Annotated in this window: 17 protein-coding genes; 10 read left to right on the plus strand and 7 right to left on the minus strand. The window is 58.9% G+C overall.

Features of this window, described 5'->3' with window-relative positions; genetic code table 11:
- Positions 1-291 precede the first annotated feature (291 nt).
- The 7 genes from CR103_RS22295 (at position 292) to CR103_RS23070 (ending at position 7,181) form a co-directional block, all read left to right on the plus strand.
- Positions 292-1,464, plus strand: coding sequence for a hypothetical protein (locus CR103_RS22295; RefSeq protein WP_143752695.1), 1,173 nt, complete (start codon positions 292-294; stop codon positions 1,462-1,464).
- Entirely contained in the window at positions 1,457-2,671 is a 1,215-nt protein-coding gene (locus CR103_RS20825; protein ID WP_099917824.1) for a cation:proton antiporter domain-containing protein, read from the plus strand. The genes CR103_RS22295 and CR103_RS20825 overlap by 8 nt, the downstream gene beginning before the upstream one ends.
- On the plus strand, positions 2,634-3,920 hold the full coding sequence (locus CR103_RS20830) for a YbdK family carboxylate-amine ligase (protein WP_229443745.1): 1,287 nt from the start codon (positions 2,634-2,636) through the stop codon (positions 3,918-3,920). The genes CR103_RS20825 and CR103_RS20830 overlap by 38 nt, the downstream gene beginning before the upstream one ends.
- The gene (locus CR103_RS20835; protein WP_099917826.1) at positions 3,917-4,579 is read left to right on the plus strand and encodes a response regulator; all 663 of its coding nucleotides are present in this window, start codon (positions 3,917-3,919) and stop codon (positions 4,577-4,579) included. The genes CR103_RS20830 and CR103_RS20835 overlap by 4 nt, the downstream gene beginning before the upstream one ends.
- The gene (locus CR103_RS20840; protein ID WP_099917827.1) at positions 4,555-5,904 is read left to right on the plus strand and encodes a sensor histidine kinase; all 1,350 of its coding nucleotides are present in this window, start codon (positions 4,555-4,557) and stop codon (positions 5,902-5,904) included. Before CR103_RS20835 ends, CR103_RS20840 begins: the two co-directional genes overlap by 25 nt.
- A 51-nt stretch (positions 5,905-5,955) precedes the next feature.
- Positions 5,956-6,909 carry a serine hydrolase gene (locus CR103_RS20845; protein ID WP_099917828.1) on the plus strand — a complete coding sequence of 318 codons (954 nt, stop codon included), beginning with the start codon at positions 5,956-5,958 and terminating at the stop codon, positions 6,907-6,909.
- Between the two features lie 116 nt (positions 6,910-7,025).
- On the plus strand, positions 7,026-7,181 hold the full coding sequence (locus CR103_RS23070) for a hypothetical protein (RefSeq protein ID WP_188827428.1): 156 nt from the start codon (positions 7,026-7,028) through the stop codon (positions 7,179-7,181).
- Between the two features lie 347 nt (positions 7,182-7,528).
- Here the strand turns inward: CR103_RS23070 and CR103_RS20850 are convergent, their stop codons facing one another.
- The 5 genes from CR103_RS20850 to CR103_RS20870 are packed head-to-tail and all read right to left on the minus strand — an operon-like array spanning position 7,529 to position 11,123.
- Complete coding sequence (locus tag CR103_RS20850) at positions 7,529-8,923, minus strand: YncE family protein (protein ID WP_099917829.1); 1,395 nt, start codon at positions 8,921-8,923, stop codon at positions 7,529-7,531.
- A 3-nt stretch (positions 8,924-8,926) separates the two neighbouring features.
- The gene (locus CR103_RS20855) at positions 8,927-9,376 is read right to left on the minus strand and encodes a DUF305 domain-containing protein (protein WP_099917830.1); all 450 of its coding nucleotides are present in this window, start codon (positions 9,374-9,376) and stop codon (positions 8,927-8,929) included.
- The gene (locus tag CR103_RS20860) at positions 9,373-10,170 is read right to left on the minus strand and encodes an anti-sigma factor family protein (RefSeq protein WP_099917831.1); all 798 of its coding nucleotides are present in this window, start codon (positions 10,168-10,170) and stop codon (positions 9,373-9,375) included. The genes CR103_RS20855 and CR103_RS20860 overlap by 4 nt, the downstream gene beginning before the upstream one ends.
- Complete coding sequence (locus CR103_RS20865; protein ID WP_099917832.1) at positions 10,167-10,673, minus strand: RNA polymerase sigma factor; 507 nt, start codon at positions 10,671-10,673, stop codon at positions 10,167-10,169. The genes CR103_RS20860 and CR103_RS20865 overlap by 4 nt, the downstream gene beginning before the upstream one ends.
- Before the next feature lie 21 nt (positions 10,674-10,694).
- Positions 10,695-11,123 carry a nuclear transport factor 2 family protein gene (locus CR103_RS20870; protein WP_099917833.1) on the minus strand — a complete coding sequence of 143 codons (429 nt, stop codon included), beginning with the start codon at positions 11,121-11,123 and terminating at the stop codon, positions 10,695-10,697.
- Positions 11,124-11,346: 223 nt separating this feature from the next.
- Between CR103_RS20870 and CR103_RS23695 the strand changes: the two genes are divergently transcribed.
- Positions 11,347-11,871, plus strand: a complete 525-nt coding sequence (locus tag CR103_RS23695) for a DUF6444 domain-containing protein (protein WP_229443747.1) — start codon at positions 11,347-11,349, stop codon at positions 11,869-11,871.
- A gap of 61 nt (positions 11,872-11,932) precedes the next feature.
- Positions 11,933-12,265, plus strand: a complete 333-nt coding sequence (locus CR103_RS23700) for an IS66 family transposase (protein WP_229443749.1) — start codon at positions 11,933-11,935, stop codon at positions 12,263-12,265.
- 19 nt (positions 12,266-12,284) lie between these two features.
- On the opposite strand, the gene CR103_RS20880 is transcribed toward CR103_RS23700, so the two are convergent.
- Positions 12,285-14,666, minus strand: coding sequence for a heavy metal translocating P-type ATPase (locus tag CR103_RS20880; protein ID WP_099917834.1), 2,382 nt, complete (start codon positions 14,664-14,666; stop codon positions 12,285-12,287).
- 587 nt (positions 14,667-15,253) lie between these two features.
- On the opposite strand from CR103_RS20880, the gene CR103_RS20885 reads away from it, so the two are divergent.
- A complete protein-coding gene (locus tag CR103_RS20885) occupies positions 15,254-15,691 on the plus strand; it encodes a tellurite resistance TerB family protein (RefSeq protein ID WP_143752696.1) in 438 nt (145 codons plus the stop codon).
- 77 nt (positions 15,692-15,768) lie between these two features.
- Here the strand turns inward: CR103_RS20885 and CR103_RS20890 are convergent, their stop codons facing one another.
- Positions 15,769-18,297 carry a vitamin K epoxide reductase family protein gene (locus CR103_RS20890; protein WP_099917836.1) on the minus strand — a complete coding sequence of 843 codons (2,529 nt, stop codon included), beginning with the start codon at positions 18,295-18,297 and terminating at the stop codon, positions 15,769-15,771.
- Positions 18,298-18,825: the final 528 nt, after the last annotated feature.

Genomic DNA, 18,825 nt, shown 5'->3' on the forward strand with positions numbered 1-18,825 from the left:
TGGGTTGATTGCCGGGAGGACCTACCGACATCGAGAGAATCGTTTGAAGCCCCGAAAGCCAGGCGCAAAACCACACAAGAAGATGACTCAGAAAAACTGCTGAAATGTCTTAACTTGGGTGGATTGACTTGCCACCGCCCAGCGCGACGGACTCGAACCGTTGCGCTGGCTGAGCGTCAGACTCGACGCAATCGTATCGTCGGAGTACACCGCTAATCAATAGTAACCTGTCAATAAATATAGGTTTTTACACTTTTTAACCGAAGGTAAATGCCGCTAAGTATTCACTAAGTGTTTCCCTCTACCATTGCCAAGCCGGCTCTGCAATTAGGTGCCCGCACTTTCACGTTCATCACGCAAAAGGTCGGTACATTGATTCAACAGCTCGCTGCCGGCATCACAGCAATATCGATCAGTTTCGCTTGCATTGTGGCAATGGGCGTTGTTTTCCCGTCTGGCGCAGCGGCCGCCGCAGCGCGATCGCGTTTGGCGGTTGTGCCCGATCTTGCCGTCGATTACAGGGCGCTGGCGCAACAGCGTCCCTGGACGTGCGCCGAACAAAACGTCATCGACTTGCCGAGCTCGGGCTGGGCCGGCGGCGTTGCCGAATGCGCCTGGCAAGATCGTTTGCGCATGAGGCGGTGGAGCGGATCGGCCGTGGTTGGGAGTGGGGCATGCGTTAGTTCTCAGGCGAAGTGGTGGGCCTGGGCGCGCTCAGTCGGCTCCGCGGCAGCTCCCGCTGCCTGGCGAAGTACATGGGCAGCTCAGAGCATCATTGACGAGCGCGAACCGGAGAAGCGCATTGTCATTTTGCGTTATCTTTTGAACGGCGAGTGGAGCGTCACCGAGTGGCGCTGGAAGCCGTCGACGCGGGCAGCCACCCGGCACTGGCAGGAAGGACGCTGGAAACTGCTGGCCGGTCGCGCCGCCCAGTTGCGCGCGCCTGTCGAGGCGCCACAAGGGCCGCTTGAAACGCGCATGCTGCGCAGCGTACTTGAGGCCAATCTCGGTGATCGGGTGGGCGAGATCGGCAACCAGACCTTGCAGTGGCAGGCCGGCGGACTGTGCTTGAGTGTCGATGCGCTCGGCGTTGAACCGCAAATCATGCAATTGCCGTATGCGGTCGATGACAGCCGTCTGGAACAGCGCGCCGCAATGCAGCTGCAGCTGGCGCGGCGTTATCCGAAGGCCACCTGGCTCACCGGCTTTAGCCTGATACCGGCGCCGCGCCATGCGCGCGGCGGCGCAAAATTTTATGCGGTATGGATCGAGCACGCCATTCTAAAAGGACAAGTTTGGATTCCTACCAAGGGAAACGGTCCTCTAGTGCGTCTGCGGATCACGACAGCACTACCGACGGCAGCAGCAGGGCAACCCGATTCGCAGTCGGCCGCGCGTGCTGCGCAGGTGATGCAGCGCGAACTGACGGGATTGGCTTCCCGATGGGCGCTCGAGCATGAATGAAGAGCTGGCCGGTCTTCCCTTGTGGATGCTGTCGCCGCTGGCAGTCGTCGGCGCCGGCCTGCTGCTCTCTCAAGTTATCGGCGTGCTACTGCAGTCGCGCGGCTGGCCCAAGCTGTACGGAGCGGTGATCGCAGGACTGCTTCTCGGTGTTAGCGGTCTAGGTATGGTGGACGCTGCACTGCTGACTCAGTTTCAGGAACTGTTCAACGCGGCCTCGGCACTGGTCTTGTTCGAAGTTGGCCGCAAGATGGACCTCGCGTGGCTGTGGCGCAGCGGTCGCCAAGGTGGCGTGCTCGTGCTTGGCTGTGTCCTGCGCGGTTTGGGAGCCTGGGCGATCCTTATAGCGTTCGGCCTTGGCTGGGGTGAAGCAGCCTTCATCGCCGCTATCCTCATCGCGGTCAATCCCGTGGTTTTTTCCTCGATGGTATCGGACTCCAGCGCCAGTGGGGTGGCCACTTACGCCGCCGCTAATACGGTCGGCATCAGCAACCTTGCGGCGCTGTTGGCGCTGTCGGGCTCGCTGGCGTGGATGCGCAGCCACAACCTGAATGCCGAATTTGGATTTTCCGAGGAATTGTTGCGCCAGGCAAGTAAGCTTGCGCTGGGGGCCGCAATTGCCGTGGTCTGTTATGGTCTGTATGCCATGGCAACGCGCATTTCAAAAGCCCAGGCCGGCTTGCGCCCGGGGATTTTGCTGGCCACTCTCATGATGGATCTCGGGCTGTGTTCGGTGACGTCGTCGAGCGCGTTGCTGTCGTTGCTGTTGATAGGCCTGCTGCTGCGCAACGCCGAGACGCGCGAAAACGTGTTTCAGGCGCAGGTCAAAACAGCGCAGGACATTGGCTACGCGCTGCTGTTCATGATGTCCTCCGCGCTGGTCCAGATCGAGCATCTGTTCCAATGGATGCCCCTGATGGTGGCGCTGCTGGTGTTTGCTGCGCGTATCGGCCTGACCCGCCTTGCACTGCGGCCCAGCGGCGCCTGGAGCGCCAACAAAAAGCACGCCATTGCCCTGTCGTTGTGCTCGCTGGTCGGCTTCGGCTCGCTCGTGGTCGACAATTCGATGACCGGCGCCTCGTACATGGGCGATGCGGCGGCCAGGGTAATGGCTGCGCTGTCGGCGTTGAATGTGCTGATCGGTCCGGGGCTGACGTGGTGGGGACTCAAGCTTGCCGACGAAACTCACGAAGGAGACAAACATGGTTGATGCCACGCTAGAACAAGAGCGTTTCGACGCGGCCCAGGCGCTTGCCGTCGCCGGCAACGGGCCCGCGTTTCTGCCGCCCTTCATGGCCTCGCAGCTGGGCACGATGGGAATCGAGCTCGAACTGATGGTTCTTGACCGGCTGACGTACGATCTGATGCCGGCCGCGCCGGACATCCTGCGCCTGCTCGATATGCAGAGCAAAAAATGGGTGGCAACGCCGGAAATCACCACCTCGATGCTGGAGGTGGCTACGTCCATCCTCAACGGCTACGAAGGCGCTGCGGCGGAAATTGAAGAAATCCGCGCCAGCGTCCAGCGCGCCGCTTTCCAGGTCGGCGCCGCCATGTCAGGCGGCGGCGCGCATCCGTTCCAGAAGTGGAACGAGCAGCGCATTTATCCCAAAGAGCGCTACCGCGAATCGGCAAAAAAATATGGCTATCTGGCCAAGATGTTCACCGTATTCGGGATGCATGTCCACATCGGGATTCCCAACGCCGATGAAGCGATCCGGATCTGTGCCTGGCTTACACAGCGCGCCCCGCTGTTCATTGCGCTGTCGGCCAATTGGCCCTGCTGGCAAGGCGAGGATTCCGGATTTTGCAGCGCACGCAGCAATGTCGTCGGGGCTTTCCCCATGAGCGGCACGCTGCCATCGCACATCCGTACTTGGCGCCATTTCGAAGAACACTTCGCGCACCTGGCCGGCCATGGCATTGTCAACAGCATCAAGGATTTTTATTGGGATGTCCGGCCCAAGCCGGAATACGGGACAATTGAATTGCGCGTTCTGGATACGCCGCTGCATCCTGCCTACGCTGCGGCGCTGGCCTGCTATGCGCGCGAACTGTGTGTCGAGGTGGCCGAGACCGAAGGGCAGTGGCCGCTCGACGATTCGCGCGAGCTGTATGCGTGGAATCGCTTCAATGCGGCCAAGGATGGCGTCGAGGCCAACTGGATCGACCCCTCCACCGGCGTGGCGCGGCCGGTCAGGCTGGTCGTGCTCGATGACCTCGAACGCCTCGCCAGGCGTACCACTGACCCAGGATTCAGCCAGGCCTGCCAGATGATCGAGGAGATCATGCGCGGCGGCGGCCAAGCGCGCTGGCTTCGCTCGCACATTGACTCCGGCGCGGGGATGAACGACTTGTCGCGGGTGGCAAGCGAAATGTTCGAGCATCCCTTACCCGGCCCAATGCCGGCCGCGGCCGCACCGGCAGCAGGTCAACCGATAGCGGGAGTGCGCGCATGAGGGTGCTGTTCGTGGAAGACGATCCGATGATCGGCAGTGTCGTACAGCAAGAATTACGCGACGCTAGCTATGCGGTGGACTGGGTGTGCGACGGCCAGGCAGCCTTGAACAGTATTGCAGCGTTGACTTACTCCCTGATTCTGCTGGACTTGGGGCTGCCGAAAAAAGACGGGATGGAAGTGCTGCGCGCGATCCGGACCGCCAAAAACGATGTTCCGATCCTGGTGCTGACGGCACGTGACGCGACCGATGACCGCGTGGCCGGCCTCGACGGGGGGGCGGACGACTATCTGATCAAGCCCTTTGCCATGAGCGAGCTGCTGGCGCGTATGCGCGCGCTCACGCGGCGCAAGGAAAGCATCATCGGACCGACGCTGTCCAACGGTTCCGTCACGCTCGACCCGGCGACCCATCACGCGTGCGTCAATGGCATCGAGGTACGTCTGACAGCGCGCGAGTTTTCCCTGCTGCAGTCCCTGTTGCTGCGCCCGGGCGCCATCCTGTCGCGCCCGGATCTGGAAAATCGCCTGTACGGGTGGAACGAAGAGGTGGAAAGCAACGCTGTGGAGTTCCTGATACATTCATTACGCAAGAAGCTGGGAGCCGAGGTCATCAAAAACGTGAGGGGTGTCGGATGGATGGTTTCGAAGGGCCAGTAGCGGCCTCCCTGCGCTTCCGCTTATCTTTGTGGCTGACGCTGGTGATCGTGATTATTGCCGCAGCGGCCGGCGCGATCTCATTTGTTTCGGCCATGGATGAAGCTCATGGCATGCAGGACCACCAATTGCGCCAGACCGGCTACCTGATTAGTAGGCTCGATGCCGTTCCGTCGTCACCGCTGGCACGCGAACGCGTTGGCGACGTCGATTTCGATGCCCGCGTGGTGGTTCGTTTCTTGCTTACTAGCAACATGAGCCCTGCCGACACGGCGCAGCGACCACCGGTCTTTTCCAGCCTGCTCAGCGACGGCCTGCAGACTGTATTGGTAGGAGAGGAACAATGGCGCGTTTTTGTCAAAACCAACGCCAACGGTGTCAGGGTTGCGGTAGGCCAGCAAACCACCGTGCGCGACGCGGCGGCACGCGCCAGCGCCGTGCGCACACTGATGCCGATCCTGTTGCTGGTTCCCGCGCTGGTCTTGCTGGTGGCCGTGCTGTTGCGCCAGATGTTCAAGCCGTTCAAGTCGCTTGCTGACGAATTGGGAAGCCGCACCGAGGCCGACCTGGGGCCGTTGAATCACGTGGCCCTGCCGTCGGAAGTATGGCCGTTCGTGGTGGCGATCAACGCACTGCTTGTGCGCATGGGACGTTCAATGGCCTTGCAGCGCAGGTTTATTGGCGATGCCGCCCATGAACTTCGTTCGCCATTGACCGCCATGTCATTGCAAGCCGAACGCCTGAGCGCGGCGAACATGCCGAACGAGGCCAGGATCCGGCTCGATGCTCTAAGCGCCGGCCTGCAGCGTACGCTTGCCCTGCTCGACCAGCTGCTGACGCTGGCCAGGACCCAGGAATCGCGTAGCGATAGCACAAGCAAGATTTCGCTGCGGGACGTTATTCGTGAGGTGCTCGAAGACCTGGTACCGCTTGCCGAAGCGAAAGAGATCGACCTTGGCGTGATCGGCGACGCAGACGGCCAGGTGCAGGCCCGGTTGGTTGACCTGAAAGTGCTGGTCAAAAATCTGCTCGACAACGCCGTGCGTTACACGCCCGGGGGGGGCCGCGTCGACATCACGGTGGAGCGAAAAGACGGTTTGATCATGTTGCAGGTCGACGATACCGGACCGGGCATCGCGCCAGAGGAACGCGAACGTGTATTCGATTCGTTTTACCGGGTGTTGGGCAATGGCGAGATCGGTTCCGGACTTGGGCTGGCAATCACGCGCACCGTGGCCGAGAATATTGGCGCAATTATTGAACTGTCCGACACGCTCACGCCGCAGAGTGGACTGCGAGTACGAGTGACGTTCAAGGAAGTCGTCTGATCCGCAATGATGCTCGCAAACGCGACTTGGCCGTATGATTATAAGGATGTCATGAAAAAAAATTTCGCCCGTTTTGCCATCGTGGTAGCGCTGGCACTGACCGCTTTGGCGCCGCCGGCAATGGCGCGCAGTGTCACGGCCACCGCCAAACCGGTAGTACATGCCCTCGCCAACGGGCAGACCAAAGCGAAGCTGGCACAGCGGCATCGCGCCAATTCGCCCCGCTTTTCCAGGTTGACGGCGCTGCGCTCCAGCGCAATCCTGATTCTCGACCCCACCACGCGCAAGGTGTTGTATCAGAAAAACGCGAGTGTGGTCATGCCGATTGCCTCTGTCACGAAACTGATGACCGCACTGGTGGTTATTGGCGCCGGTCAGGATATGGGGGAAATGCTTGTCATAAGCGACGCTGATGTCGATCGTCTGAAATACTCGTCCTCACGCCTGCGGATTGGAACGCGCCTGACCCGGGCAGCCATGCTGCACATTGCCTTGATGAGTTCGGAAAACCGCGCCGCATCTGCGCTGGGCCGCCATTATCCGGGTGGCACGGCGCGCTTTGTCGCTGCAATGAACGCCAAAGCCGGTGTGCTGGGCATGCGCAATACGCGCTTTGTCGAGCCGACCGGCCTGGCAAGCGCGAACGTTTCCACGCCCGAGGACCTGGCTAGATTGGTCGTCGCCGCGCAGCAGCAACCGCTGATCCGGAAATACTCAACTGATCGCGACCATACCATCGAGCAAGGAAGGCACAGGACGGTGTACCGCAATTCGAACCGCCTCATTGCCAGTTCGGGCTGGAAGATCGGTATGCAGAAGACGGGCTACATTTCTGAAGCAGGGCGCTGCATGGTGCTGCATGCGATGGTGAAAGGCCGGGCCGTGGTCATGGTTTTTCTGGACGCGCACGGAAAGTTCGCGCGCGCGCGCGACGCTAATCAAGTCCGCTCTTGGCTCGTTAGCAACAGAAAGCCGGGCCGCTATGACGGCGGCAGGGCACGGTAGCAATCACCGGCAACGTAAATCCATTGTTGCTAAGTCTGGCGCCGTATGCTGGCCGCATTGTCTGGCGTTGAACGCGCGTAACGGACACAAAAATTACAACCGTTGGGAACAATACGATGTTGATGACAAACGCTGTGGTAAAAAGTCACGCTGGGTACCTGGTCAAACATCTTGGGCGGCGCATAATCATTCGGGACAACACCGATGAACGCGGCGGCACGCAATGCAACCTGGTTTTAGGTCACAAGCGCGCCGCGGCGGTGCGCAAGTGACTCGCCGTTCTAGGAGTCACAGATAGCCAGGTTGAAGCGGTCTCGCTGGGCGAGAGCAAATCGGCGGCGACAGAAACGGATGACGCGGCGTGGGCGAAAAATCGCCGCAGCGACATTGTCTATTAACGCATCCAGAACCAGGCGCCGAGCGCCAAAAGCAGCTGGCGATCGAAAAACTCATTTGCATCGGCGGCTTTTTATGGGCCTTTTACATACCTCCTCGCGGGTGTATTTTTTTGCCCGGCAGCGCCGTGCAATACCGGCGGCCAGCAAAGCTGGTTGCCATTTTTGGTTGCTATTTGTTATGCAAGCGGTTGCTGCAATCATGCCAAGATTAATTGTGATGCTTACTGGACGTTGCTTAACACTGCCTTTTGTGGATCGGCGGTCATGTCCCCTTCCACAACAAAAATTCGGCTGGCAGTTGCTGACTTGGCGTTCAGGCTGTTGCTCACTTCACGCATTGGCCCGATTGCGGTGCCGTTGGCCATGCCCATAGGATTGGTCTTGAAACTGGCTACCGGTGTAACCTGGCCAGTGACAAAGACGCTGTAGACCGTTTGCGGCTTGAGCTTGAACAGCGACACTTCCAGCGAATCCACCACGCCCAGGTTACGTGCCACTATAAATCCTTTAGCCTCGCCAGAAGCGGGTTTGAGCGCAATGTTAATCGGCTCGCTATTGGTGCGCGGGACCAGGTTGGCCATGCCATCGCCTTGCGGCACAGCATTTGAAACATAGACCAGAGCCTGCGGCGCCTGCCCAACTGGCGCGCGCGCGATTACCTTGTTAGTGGCACTGTCGATGACGTCGACGGCGTCGCCGTTTTCCAGTCCCACATACAGGCGGCTGCCGTCGTCGGAGTTCCAGATGCCGTGCGGCAGCGCGCCGGTTGGAATCGTCGCCACCAGTGCGGGGGAAGCGTCGATGGTGTATACCTTGACGACGTTTTCACCGCCGATCGTCACATAGGCGCGGGTGCCCGCCACTGTCTTGGCAAACGCCAGGTGGTTAGTGATGAAACCGGTATCGATGACGCCTTTTATTTTAAGGCTGGCGGTATCAATGCGCGTGACCTTGCCGACGTCTTTATGCGTCATCCATATTTCCTTAAAATCTGGCGTGAACTGCAGGAAAGGCGAGAAAGGGCTGACCACCTTGATGTGCTTGACGACCTTGCGCGACTTCATGTCGATGACATCGACCACTGGATTGAAACTGGACACGACGAACGCCAGCTTACCGTTCGGATGGAACTGCACCATGCCGGGACCCGCAGTGGTCTCGATCCGCTTTTTCTCCTTGAAAGTGACCGGGTCGATCACCGAAATGTAATTTTCACCGCGTACCACGGCCCACACTTCGCGCCCGTCGGCAGTAAAAAAGCCTTCGTGCGGCGAACGACCGATGTAGGTGATGCCTTTGACCTTGTTGGTTGCCGTATCGATGAACACCACCGAGTTCGAGGCATTTGAAATGGCGATCAGGGTCTTGTGGTCAGGTGAGAAACCCAGCCCATGCACGTTGATCTCGCCCTTGTAGAGCGGCGACAGCACATCCGGGCGCTGGTTGCCCAGCTTGATCTGGCCGAGCAGCATATTGGTGGCCGGGTTAATCACCGACACGGTATTGGTATTTTGGTCTGCGGTATATACACGGTCTTGCGCGCCAGGTGTGGCATAGGCCGCGGCGGAGAACAAGCCCCCGATGACGAAGACCAAGGACAAGGTACGGGTCTGCATGATTTATTCTTTCTTGATGATTGAAAGGGGACCAATTTTGGCCGGTGTTGCGTGGTAGCGTTGCAACCACGCCCGCATGACATTGATTTCATTTTGTTGTTCGGTGATGATCCCCTGCGCCAGGTTGCGCATTTCGAGGTTTTTGGTAGTGAGCAGGAGCGCCTTCGCCATGTTCACCGCACCTTGGTGATGCGGAATCATCATTGTTACAAAATCATGTTCCGAAACGCCATTCATCGGCGCATGCTGCATGCCGTCGTCCATGACAGCCATCGCGTCGGCCATGAGCGCGGCAAACGGTTTGGCGGTGCTGGCAACAAATACCGGCGCCTTTGCCACCACTGTTGCGTGCCGGTGATGCATTTCCTGTCCAAGCGCGCCAGCGCCAGCGAGGCCAAGCAGGACGACTGCCACTGCGCGACAAATTCGGCGACTGTTGCTGAGAATGTTCATGACGGTTTTTCCAGTTGCTCATATACGGCGGAAGCGACACGCGCAAGCTCCCCTTTGTCAATGCCGGCCGACAGCGCATAACCAAATTTGCCGTCAATCCAATAAAACACGTTGACCGGTCCCTCCTGGACGAAGCGAAAGCCAGTGTCCTTGTTGTGCGATTGATCGGTCGTAACGTACACGGTCAGCCGCTGGCCCGCCGAATCGTGATACATGAACTGGGCCACGGCTCCCTGGGCGCCAGGCAATAGTCGACCGCCGATCAATTCATAGCCAAGCTTGCCCAGACGAGGCGGGCGGATTGTGCTCCCGAGTCGTTTTGACAGCCACGCCACCAGTTGTTCTTCCTGATCGGCGCCGATTTCAACCGGACGCGTCACTTCTGGGCTATAGACGACGTGGGCGACAGCGGCCTGGTGCGCCAGACCGGAGGTGTACGGCGCCGGCCTCTGGCGAACCGCGTCAGCCTGGGCAAACTGCGGGTTGCCGCTGCTGGTGCCGTGCAACGACCAGCCGGCGGCTCCGCTGACCAGCGCGATGACCAAGCCGGCTACCAGCCGCCGCCATTGCCATGCCAGTTTCTTTGGCATGGTCAGGCGGCTCGGCAGGGTCTCCTCCAGTACAGGATCGAACAAAGCGCGCAATTCGATGTTTTGCGCTGTATAGGCGCGTAGTCGCTCTGCTTCGCTTGGACGTTGCGCCAGATAGGCGTCAACCTCAACCCGCCTGGCTGCTGACAGTTTACCGTCGACATAGGCATGCAGGTCGGTTTCCATGATTGGAAGCATATTCATTTGATCACTTTCAACGCCGATGCATACGGCCGGCCTTCCATGTTCGCGCGCAGTTTTTCACGCGCACGCGACAGGCGCGACATTACCGTTCCAACCGGAATTTTGAGCACCTGCGCTATCTCGTCGTAACTCATCTCTTCCAACGCCACCAGTAACAGGATCTTGCGCTGTTCGTCCGAGAGCTGGCGCAAGCAAGTGTCCATGTCGCGCAATTCAAGTGCGCTTGACAAACTCCCGTGCGCTTCGGCCATTGACGTCTCCTGGTTCAGCGATTCGGTAGGGGGCGACGGCCGCCGTACCTGATCAATTCGTAAGTTGTGCATGATGCAAAACAGCCATGCCCGCATATCGCTGCCACGCCGCCACCCGGCCAATCTCGACCACCCGCGTTCGATAGTGTCCTGCACAAGGTCGTCGGCGCCGGCGCGATCGCCTACCAGAGCACGCGCATAGCGGCGAAGGCGTGGAATGCAAGCCAGAAGTTGATCGCTTGGTTCGGGCATGGCAATTACTCGGTTGCGGGTTCAAGTAGCCGTAGCAGTCAACTTCGGATCGATTTGCCAGGTCTCACTTACCAGTTTGCCATCGCGATAGGTCAGTACGTAGCGCACTTTCACCTGGGCTTTGCCGTCGAACTGCACTTTCGCCACGATCGTCGTTCCCTTTGGGTTAGCAGACTCTTCCAACGCAAGCACGGTCACACGCGCCGGACCGACTGCCTTACCGAATTTTTTCCAGGTGGTACGGATGGCGTCGGCACCAGCGTACACGCCGTCGAGCGGGCCGCCGACCCAGGTGAGTTGCGCATTCTCGCCATAGGAATGCATTACAACGGCCGTGTCGCCGCCACCGATGGCGGCAAAGCGCACCTTGGCGGCATCGCTTACCGGGCTGGCAAACGCGCTGCCAATGGAAAGGAAAGCGAGCAGTGCGGAAAATGTGGCTCGTTTCATGAAAATGCTCCTGTCAAGTGCTGCGGATCGAAAAAATGCGGCTGTTATAAGGATGAACGGGTCTGCTGGCGATTTATTCCATTATCTTTAGCATATTTTTGCCGCGCTCACGGTCTGCCAATGGCGCCGCCGCGGGCCCATGGTAGCTGTGGCGTGACTGTTCAGCCCCTATGAACGCCAGAAATTGGTCGTAAACAATCTGGATCACGTTCATCATGCGGACATGGTAACGAAACCTTCCTCTCCCGACTTGACCGGCCTGACTCACGAGCAGAAGGGCATCCTCATTCTGACGTTGCTGGCGCGCCTGGAGGTGCCCGAATCGAAGGTCAACAAGAACAGCTGCAATTCGAGCAAGCCGCCCTCGTCCGATGGCCTTGCCAAGAAGACCAGTTCGTTGCGCGAGTCTTCCGGCAAACCACCCGGCGGTCAAGCTGGCCACAAGGGCAGTACACTCAAGCAGGCCATGCAGCCGACCAAGCGCATTGATTACCCGCTGCCCGGACAGTGCGATCGCTGTCATCATGAATTGCCACTGCAAGATGCGCTCGTCGGGGGACGCCGCCAAGTAGTCGATGTGCCCGTCGCTGCGTTCGATGTCGTCGAACACCGCACTCTGTCCGTGCGCTGCCAGTGTGGGCAACTGCACACCAGTGCCTTCCCGGCCGGTGTGACCGAGCCGGTGCAATACGGCCCCAACGTGCGGGCGCTGGCGGTCGACCTCACGCAGGGCCAGAAAGCGTTTTAGCGAATCTGACATTGCCGCGTTCAGGACACTTTATGATGCCATCGTCGGCGCCGGCGAAGCGTTGCATCCCGAGGGCGAACTTGCTGTCTGGAAGGGAGGCCGCGCCAAGCAGCCGGTTGCATGCAAGCTGCTGCGGCGCTTGCGCAAGCATGCCGACGCGATCCTGCTGTTCATTCGCGACCTTGCCGTACCGTTCACCAACAATGTGGCTGAACGGGCCGTGCGCATGCCCAAGGTGAAACAGAAAATTTCGGGCTGCTTGCGCACCGTCGAAGGCGCCGACAATTCCTGCGTCATTCGCTCCCGTCTCGACACGCTACGCAAACAGGGCCACGGTATGCTCGAGGTGCTACAACGCGCCTTCGCGGGCGATGCTATCCAGCCCACGGCATAGACGCTGAACAGTCACCAAATCACGTCGACGTCCCGCGCAAACGCAGTGCATTGGTAATCACCGATACCGAGCTCAGACTCATCGCCAGCGCGGCGACCATCGGCGACAGCAGCAGCCCGGTGAACGGATACAGGAGCCCGGCCGCCAGGGGAATGCCCAAGGTATTGTAGACGAAGGCGAAACCCAGGTTCTGGCGCATGTTGCGCACCGTATCGAGGGAAAGCACCCGGGCGCGGGCAATGGCGCGCAAGTCCCCTTTCACCAAGGTGAGGTGAGCGCTGTTCATGGCGACATCGGTCCCGGTGCCCATCGCGATGCCGACATCGGCCTTGGCCAACGCGGGTGCGTCGTTGATGCCATCGCCCGCCATCGCCACCACCTTGCCCTCTTGTTGCAGCCGCTCGACGAGCGCGAGTTTGTCGTGCGGCGTCACTTCGCCATGCACCTCTGTGATGCCGAGTTTTTTGGCCACTGATTTTGCCGTCGTGAGACCGTCGCCAGTGGCCATGATGACCGAGAGGCCCGCCGCGCGCAAGGTCTCAAGCGCTTCCATCGTGCTTGCCTTTAACGGATCGGAGACGGCAAGCAGGCCGACGAGGTGTTCGTTGGAGGAGAGGACCATGACGCTTGCCCCTTCGCTGCGAAGCGCTTCGGCTTGGCTGGCCAAATCACGCCAGTCGATTCTTTCGGCATCCATCAGCGCGGTATTTCCCAGCGCGATACGCTGGCCGGAGATAACGCCGCGTACGCCGATGCCGCTGGACGACTCGAAGCTTTCCGGCTTGTCGAGGGTCATGCCGCGCCGCTGGGCCTCCGCCACGATGGCGTGTGCCAGCGGATGCTCGCTGCCCTGGTCGATGCTCGCCGCAAGCCGCAACACATCGTCCTCGCTGAAACCGGGCGCCGCGACAACCCGGTCGAACCCGGGTTTGCCCTGCGTCAGGGTGCCCGTCTTGTCGACGATCAGCGTGTCGACCTTGTGCATTGCCTCGATCGCCGCGGCATCGCGAAACAACATGCCTTGCGTCGCCGCCCGGCCAGTGGCCGCCATGATCGACATCGGTGTCGCCAGGCCCAGCGCACAAGGACAAGCAATGATGAGCACGGCAACCGCATTGACGAAGCCGAATACCCAGCTCGGCTCCGGCCCGAAAAAGCCCCACCCGAGCAGCGTCAGCAGCGCGATGCCGATGACAATGACAACGAAATAGCCGGCCACGACGTCGGCCAGGCGCTGCATCGGTGCGCGCGAACGCTGGGCCTGGGCGACCATGTGCACGATCTGCGCAAGCATGGTCTGGGAGCCGATTTTTTCGGCGTGGATCACCAGGCTGCCACTGGTGTTGAGCGTGGCGCCGATCACCTTGTCGCCAGGCCGCTTGGTGACCGGCATCGGTTCGCCCGTGAGCATTGATTCGTCGACCGCGCTCTCGCCTTCTGTCACCCCGCCATCGACCGGTACCTTTTCACCCGGACGCACCCGCAGCGCGTCGCCAATATGAACATGGGTGAGAGGCACGTCCTCTTCAATACCATCATTGCGAATGCGGCGCGCCGTTTTGGGGGCCAGGCCCATCAGGGATTTGATCGCCGCCGAAGTTTGCGAGCGGGCCCGCAGTTCGAGGATTTGTCCCAGCAAGGTCAAGGATACAATGACCGCGGCGGCTTCGTAGTAGACGCCGACCCGACCGCCGTGCGCCGTGAACGTGGATGGGAACAAGCCGGGAGCGAACGTGGCGACAACGCTATAGCCATAAGCAGCTGAGACGCCGGCGCCGATCAAGGTCCACATGTTCGGACTGCGATGACGCAGGGAATGCGCGCAGCGGACAAAAAAGGGCCATCCGGCCCACAGGACGACAGGCGTGCTTAAAACAAGCTCGACGACGTTTTGACGGGGAATCCCCGCGGGAAACAGCATGTGGCCAAACATCGCCAACATGAACACCGCGACGGAAAGCGGCAGCGTCCACCAGAACCGGCGCCTGAAAGCGGCCAGTTCAGGATTGTCATCGTCGTCAAGCGAAGGCATCACCGGTTCCAGCGCCATCCCGCATACCGGGCAACTGCCTGGCGCGGTTTTACGGATTTCCGGATGCATCGGGCAGGTGAATAAGGTGGTTGGCGCCCCCTTTTGAGCAACTGCCGGCTCCGGTGTTTCAACCTTGTTTAGAAAAGACTGTGGACTTGCACGAAATTTGGCCATGCAACCGGCGCTGCAGAAATAATAATCCTGGCCGGCATGCGCGGTTTTTCGGGTCTCGTCGGCGCTCACTTTCATGCCGCAAACGGGGTCGGTGAACAACTTGTCCGGGCCAACTGCCGCGTCAGCGGCGTTCACGAGCGCGGCGTCGCTGCCGCGGTGATGGTGGTGGCGTGCTTCGCGAGATTGAAGATCCATTCTGTTCTCCCATGACTGTTCGAACCATACACTGAAAGACGAATTCACCTCGCGGTGTTCAATACTGGGTTGATTGCCTGGCTCGGGCTAAGGAACGTGCGCGAAATAACTTCCCTCAATGCCAGTTTGGCGGGGGCGAGACGTTTCGACCGGCCGCTCATCGGGCAGCCCGGCCAATGCGACCGACCTTGTCGCCGCTTGCCATGTCCTCGAACGTCCGCTCGCCGGCACGGCATCCTGTCGGAGGTCGAGGTTTTGGTCATCGTCGATACCCGAGCGTAGCCCGGTAGCATGGCGTCAAATCCAATTAGTCATGGAGTTCGAGTGTAGCTGGACTTGAATTTCGACATGGGACGACGTAGTGCCGAAAAGCAGGTCACAGCTATTTTTCTGAGCTTGTTTGCAATAGTAAAAAACGCCATTTCAGACTATTGCAGGCAGCCGACAGGCTCAAAAAATTTTAATTTGAAAAAATGATGCATGCTTATAAACTGGATGACGATAGTTAGATCAAGCACATTTGTTCCATTTGTGTTGGTGCACACACTGTATTGATCTGTTCAATTCCTACGAATATGGGAGAAACCATGCGTTCTTACGATACTGATACGCCAGAAGCACCCGCACGCATTGTCGTTGCCGCCGTGCTTGCCGACAGCGGGCTCGACAAAGCCGAACTCCAATTATTGGAGAGAAATAGTGTTATCCCGCGGCTTGGAATGAGCCCGGAGGAATTCGACCGTGTCGTACATGAGTTTTGCGACGACATGCAAATTGTATCGCTACGCGATCATAGCGGCCAACTTGCGCTCGACCGCGAAACGATCGATCAGTTGCTGTCCGATGTACATTCGCCGAACTTGCAGATGAGCCTGCTAGGCATCCTGCTTGACGTTGTCAGCGCCGATGATCGACTAAGTCCAGGTGAACTGACCGTGGTTTCACAGGCGATGACACGATGGGGTCTGGAGCTGCACGCCGTTTCGTCGCATTCCAAGCCAATCAGCAGATCACCGAAGACATAGTCGGCAGGGACAATATTAACTTCCCCGATTTTTCTGGCTGTGCGGCCAAGCGGCACTCATTCGGGCTCTGGCGGCAATTACCGATCACGTCTGTTCAGATGCAGGCTGAAGCGGGCGACGGTGTCCCAGGCGCCCACGTGCGTAGCAATGCGTCCCATTGGAAACGCCAAGCAGATCAATGCAATGCCAAACAAGACGGAGGCTGCCCCGGCGGTGCCGGAGTACCCGCTGATCACCGATGGCGCCACCACCAGCCAGCCGCCGAAGCCGATATTGATGAAGCGAATTGGACGCGCAACATCGCCCCATGCAATGATCGAGAACGTCACGACGAGCGCGCCGATAATATGGTCGTTGTCCGCAGCCGGCCCCGCGGTGTCAAAAAGCAGGCGGGTGCACATCAGCACGATACCGAGTGCTGCGCTTAGCATCAGTGTCCATGACAAGCTGACGCCGCTGAACAGCATTTCATGAACGACCGCACCTGCGGAGGCCTCGAAATTATCCGAATAATCAGCGCTGCCGCCGGCCATCGTATCGCCGTGCAGTATTAAGTACCACAATGGTTTGCCCTGCTGCCGGCGGTTTTTCAAGAATTGAAGAGTCGCGAGAATCTCGTCGAGCGAATAGGGAATTTGTAGCAGCATGGCCAGTGCTCCGACCAGGCACAAGGTGCACCAGGTGCCAATAACGATCGGCTGGATAATGATGAAAAATACGCTGACCCCGCCGAGCGGAACGATCAGAATGCCGAACAAGAGAACCATCCACGGCATTGAACGCCAGCGCCGCTTGTCGCCGATAATGCCCGTAATTATTTCGATGACATACACTGCAGCGCCGAGGCCGGCATCGGCCACTGGCCACGCCTCGGACACCGACGAGGTCACAATGCGCTCGCTGCCGTCGCCAAACAAAGGATCCCATGCTGCATCAATATGGCCAAGTTGGTACGCGGCGAGATAGCGGGAAATAAACAGGCCGACAAACGCGAGGAGGATGATCGGGAACCGATTCGTCCATCCAGAGGGGCTGTAGTCCCAGCCGGGAGGCGCGTCGGGGCCGCTGATCCGCGCGACCGGACTGATTCCGGGCGCGGCCGGAATCGCGACCGCAAACGCAATAGCAAGTGCGCCAACGAGGGTATCGTTGGCATAAGCCGCCGCGCTGGGCGTCCAGAATAGCAGCGGCGCAAAAAGCAGCCACAAACCAGTCGCAGCAACTGACCAGCGTGCCCAGCCCGCATCGCGCGAAAGCGAAAACAACCCGAAAAAAATGAGTAGCGCGCCGCTGATGAGGTCGCTCGCTGTCATCCAGGTATCAGAGTATGCCAGTCCGCGCCCGCTGGGACTGATCATGTCGCCTGGTTGTAGCCAGTTCTGTGCAAGCCCGAAGATAAACGGGCTGCTTATCAACCACAGTCCGAGTGCGGCATTGGCGAAGTGACACCATAGCGTCCGCTGGTGCTCGGAACGATCTAGCGCATGATAATCGGCAATGGCACTAGGGCTGGCCGCCGCCTGGTCGGAGGTTTCTTCCAGCCATATCGGCAACTGAATCTTGTTGCGTCTGTACCATTGCACCGGATTCTGCCGCAATGCGCCGACGATGGCAGGCAGGCTGCGGCGCAAAGAATGTTCGGGACGCCAACCAAGCGTTTGTTCGGCGCGCGATATATCCAGTTCATAGTGATCGTCCGCCAGATGCACCATGAAAGGCTTGATGAATGGTTTAATGCCACGGTCTATCGCATCCGGAATCACTTCCTCCATCTTGTCTTGCAACCATGCGCCCGTTGCCGCCACACTTTTCGGGATCTGCCGCGTTGCCCAGGATTCGCCGTGCACCAGGCGTCCAATCAGGTTCTGTAGCGCTTGATAGCTTTCGGTAACCGGCTCGCCAATGAGTATCGTGCTCGCCGGTGGAAGATGCGCCCGCCGTTCGACGGTTGCCCGGAATGCCCGCGCAACATCGTCCAAATGGACCAGCGCCTGCCCAGACGATATGTCGCCGGGGAACACGCGACTCACCATTTGCCGTTCATAGATGCGCTGGATCTGGTAGCCGAGCGACGGCAGTTCGCAAGCGTCGGTGTACACGCCGGCGATACGCAGGATAACGGCCGGAATGGATCCGCGATGGGCATCTATGACGCCCTCGGCATCGAGTTTCGATTGCGGATATGGCCAAGCAGGCTTCAAAGGCGAGTTCTCATTGATCGGCTGGCCTGGGCTGCTAGGTGCATGGACCAGCATGGTGCTGGCGTAGACGAACTGTTCGACCTCGAACGCCTTCAAGACGCGCAGCAGCCTGCGAGTGCCATCGACATTTACCTCATCGTAGAGCGGGTTTGGCGTATCAGAAAATTCATAAAAAGCTGCCAAATGGATCACCGCGGCGATGCGATTGCCATAACGCTCGCGCATCGCATCGCATCCTTGTTCTAGGGCATCGTCCGAAGTCAGGTCAGCACTGATGCAGTTATCGCCTTCGCATTCACGCTCGAAACCGACAATCTCATACGCGTCTGCCAGGCCGGCGGCAATCGCTTTTCCGAGCCGACCTTCGGAACCGGTAATCAATACAAGAGGTTTCTGCAAATCCATACGATCTCCTTTAAGAGCGCCGCAGTTCGCCTACGATATTTTCCGCATCTTACGTACATCATCCGAAGGCGGAGTGCGTTTTGACAAACTATCGCTACATACCTCAATTCGGCTGAATACATTGCAATGCAAATCGCAGTAAGAGCGTGTTGTTGACCTCGGTTCGGCGGTGGTAGAGTGTCTGTGGCTAATAACGTGTTGATTAATTCGAATTTTCCAGATGAGATCGCATTTAGCTCCTTAATTGATATGACGATCAGACTTGTATTTTAGAATTAATCAACGCTTCCGCTAGCCCGGATATTGCATAAAAAAGGGCAAGAGTGACGTAAGTGATTGATAGAATGGGAATTATCTAGAAACCTATTCGTTCAACACAAACACACCTTGCCCAAGATGAATTGTGACTGTTCAGCGTGAGGCGTACCGTGCGAAAAAGGTTGTAAACAATATAGATGCGGTCCATCATGCTGGTCATGAAGAAAAAGCCGTCCCTGCCCGATTTGACCGACCTCACCCGTGGTGAGC

Source organism: Massilia psychrophila (genome assembly GCF_002760665.1).
GTDB lineage: Bacteria > Pseudomonadota > Gammaproteobacteria > Burkholderiales > Burkholderiaceae_D > JAFCUW01.

What these genes read in the sequence shown, in the direction of transcription:
- CR103_RS20825 (WP_099917824.1), top strand. Translation starts at nt 1,457, where the DNA reads ATGAATGAAGAGCTGGCCGGTCTTCCCTTGTGGATGCTGTCGCCGCTG.
- CR103_RS20835 (WP_099917826.1), top strand. Translation starts at nt 3,917, where the DNA reads ATGAGGGTGCTGTTCGTGGAAGACGATCCGATGATCGGCAGTGTCGTA.
- CR103_RS20840 (WP_099917827.1), top strand. Translation starts at nt 4,555, where the DNA reads ATGGATGGTTTCGAAGGGCCAGTAGCGGCCTCCCTGCGCTTCCGCTTA.
- CR103_RS20845 (WP_099917828.1), top strand. Translation starts at nt 5,956, where the DNA reads ATGAAAAAAAATTTCGCCCGTTTTGCCATCGTGGTAGCGCTGGCACTG.
- CR103_RS23070 (WP_188827428.1), top strand. Translation starts at nt 7,026, where the DNA reads ATGTTGATGACAAACGCTGTGGTAAAAAGTCACGCTGGGTACCTGGTC.
- CR103_RS20850 (WP_099917829.1), bottom strand. Translation starts at nt 8,923, where the DNA reads ATGCAGACCCGTACCTTGTCCTTGGTCTTCGTCATCGGGGGCTTGTTC.
- CR103_RS20855 (WP_099917830.1), bottom strand. Translation starts at nt 9,376, where the DNA reads ATGAACATTCTCAGCAACAGTCGCCGAATTTGTCGCGCAGTGGCAGTC.
- CR103_RS20860 (WP_099917831.1), bottom strand. Translation starts at nt 10,170, where the DNA reads ATGAATATGCTTCCAATCATGGAAACCGACCTGCATGCCTATGTCGAC.
- CR103_RS20865 (WP_099917832.1), bottom strand. Translation starts at nt 10,673, where the DNA reads ATGCCCGAACCAAGCGATCAACTTCTGGCTTGCATTCCACGCCTTCGC.
- CR103_RS20870 (WP_099917833.1), bottom strand. Translation starts at nt 11,123, where the DNA reads ATGAAACGAGCCACATTTTCCGCACTGCTCGCTTTCCTTTCCATTGGC.
- CR103_RS23695 (WP_229443747.1), top strand. Translation starts at nt 11,347, where the DNA reads ATGGTAACGAAACCTTCCTCTCCCGACTTGACCGGCCTGACTCACGAG.
- CR103_RS20880 (WP_099917834.1), bottom strand. Translation starts at nt 14,666, where the DNA reads ATGGATCTTCAATCTCGCGAAGCACGCCACCACCATCACCGCGGCAGC.
- CR103_RS20885 (WP_143752696.1), top strand. Translation starts at nt 15,254, where the DNA reads ATGCGTTCTTACGATACTGATACGCCAGAAGCACCCGCACGCATTGTC.
- CR103_RS20890 (WP_099917836.1), bottom strand. Translation starts at nt 18,297, where the DNA reads ATGGATTTGCAGAAACCTCTTGTATTGATTACCGGTTCCGAAGGTCGG.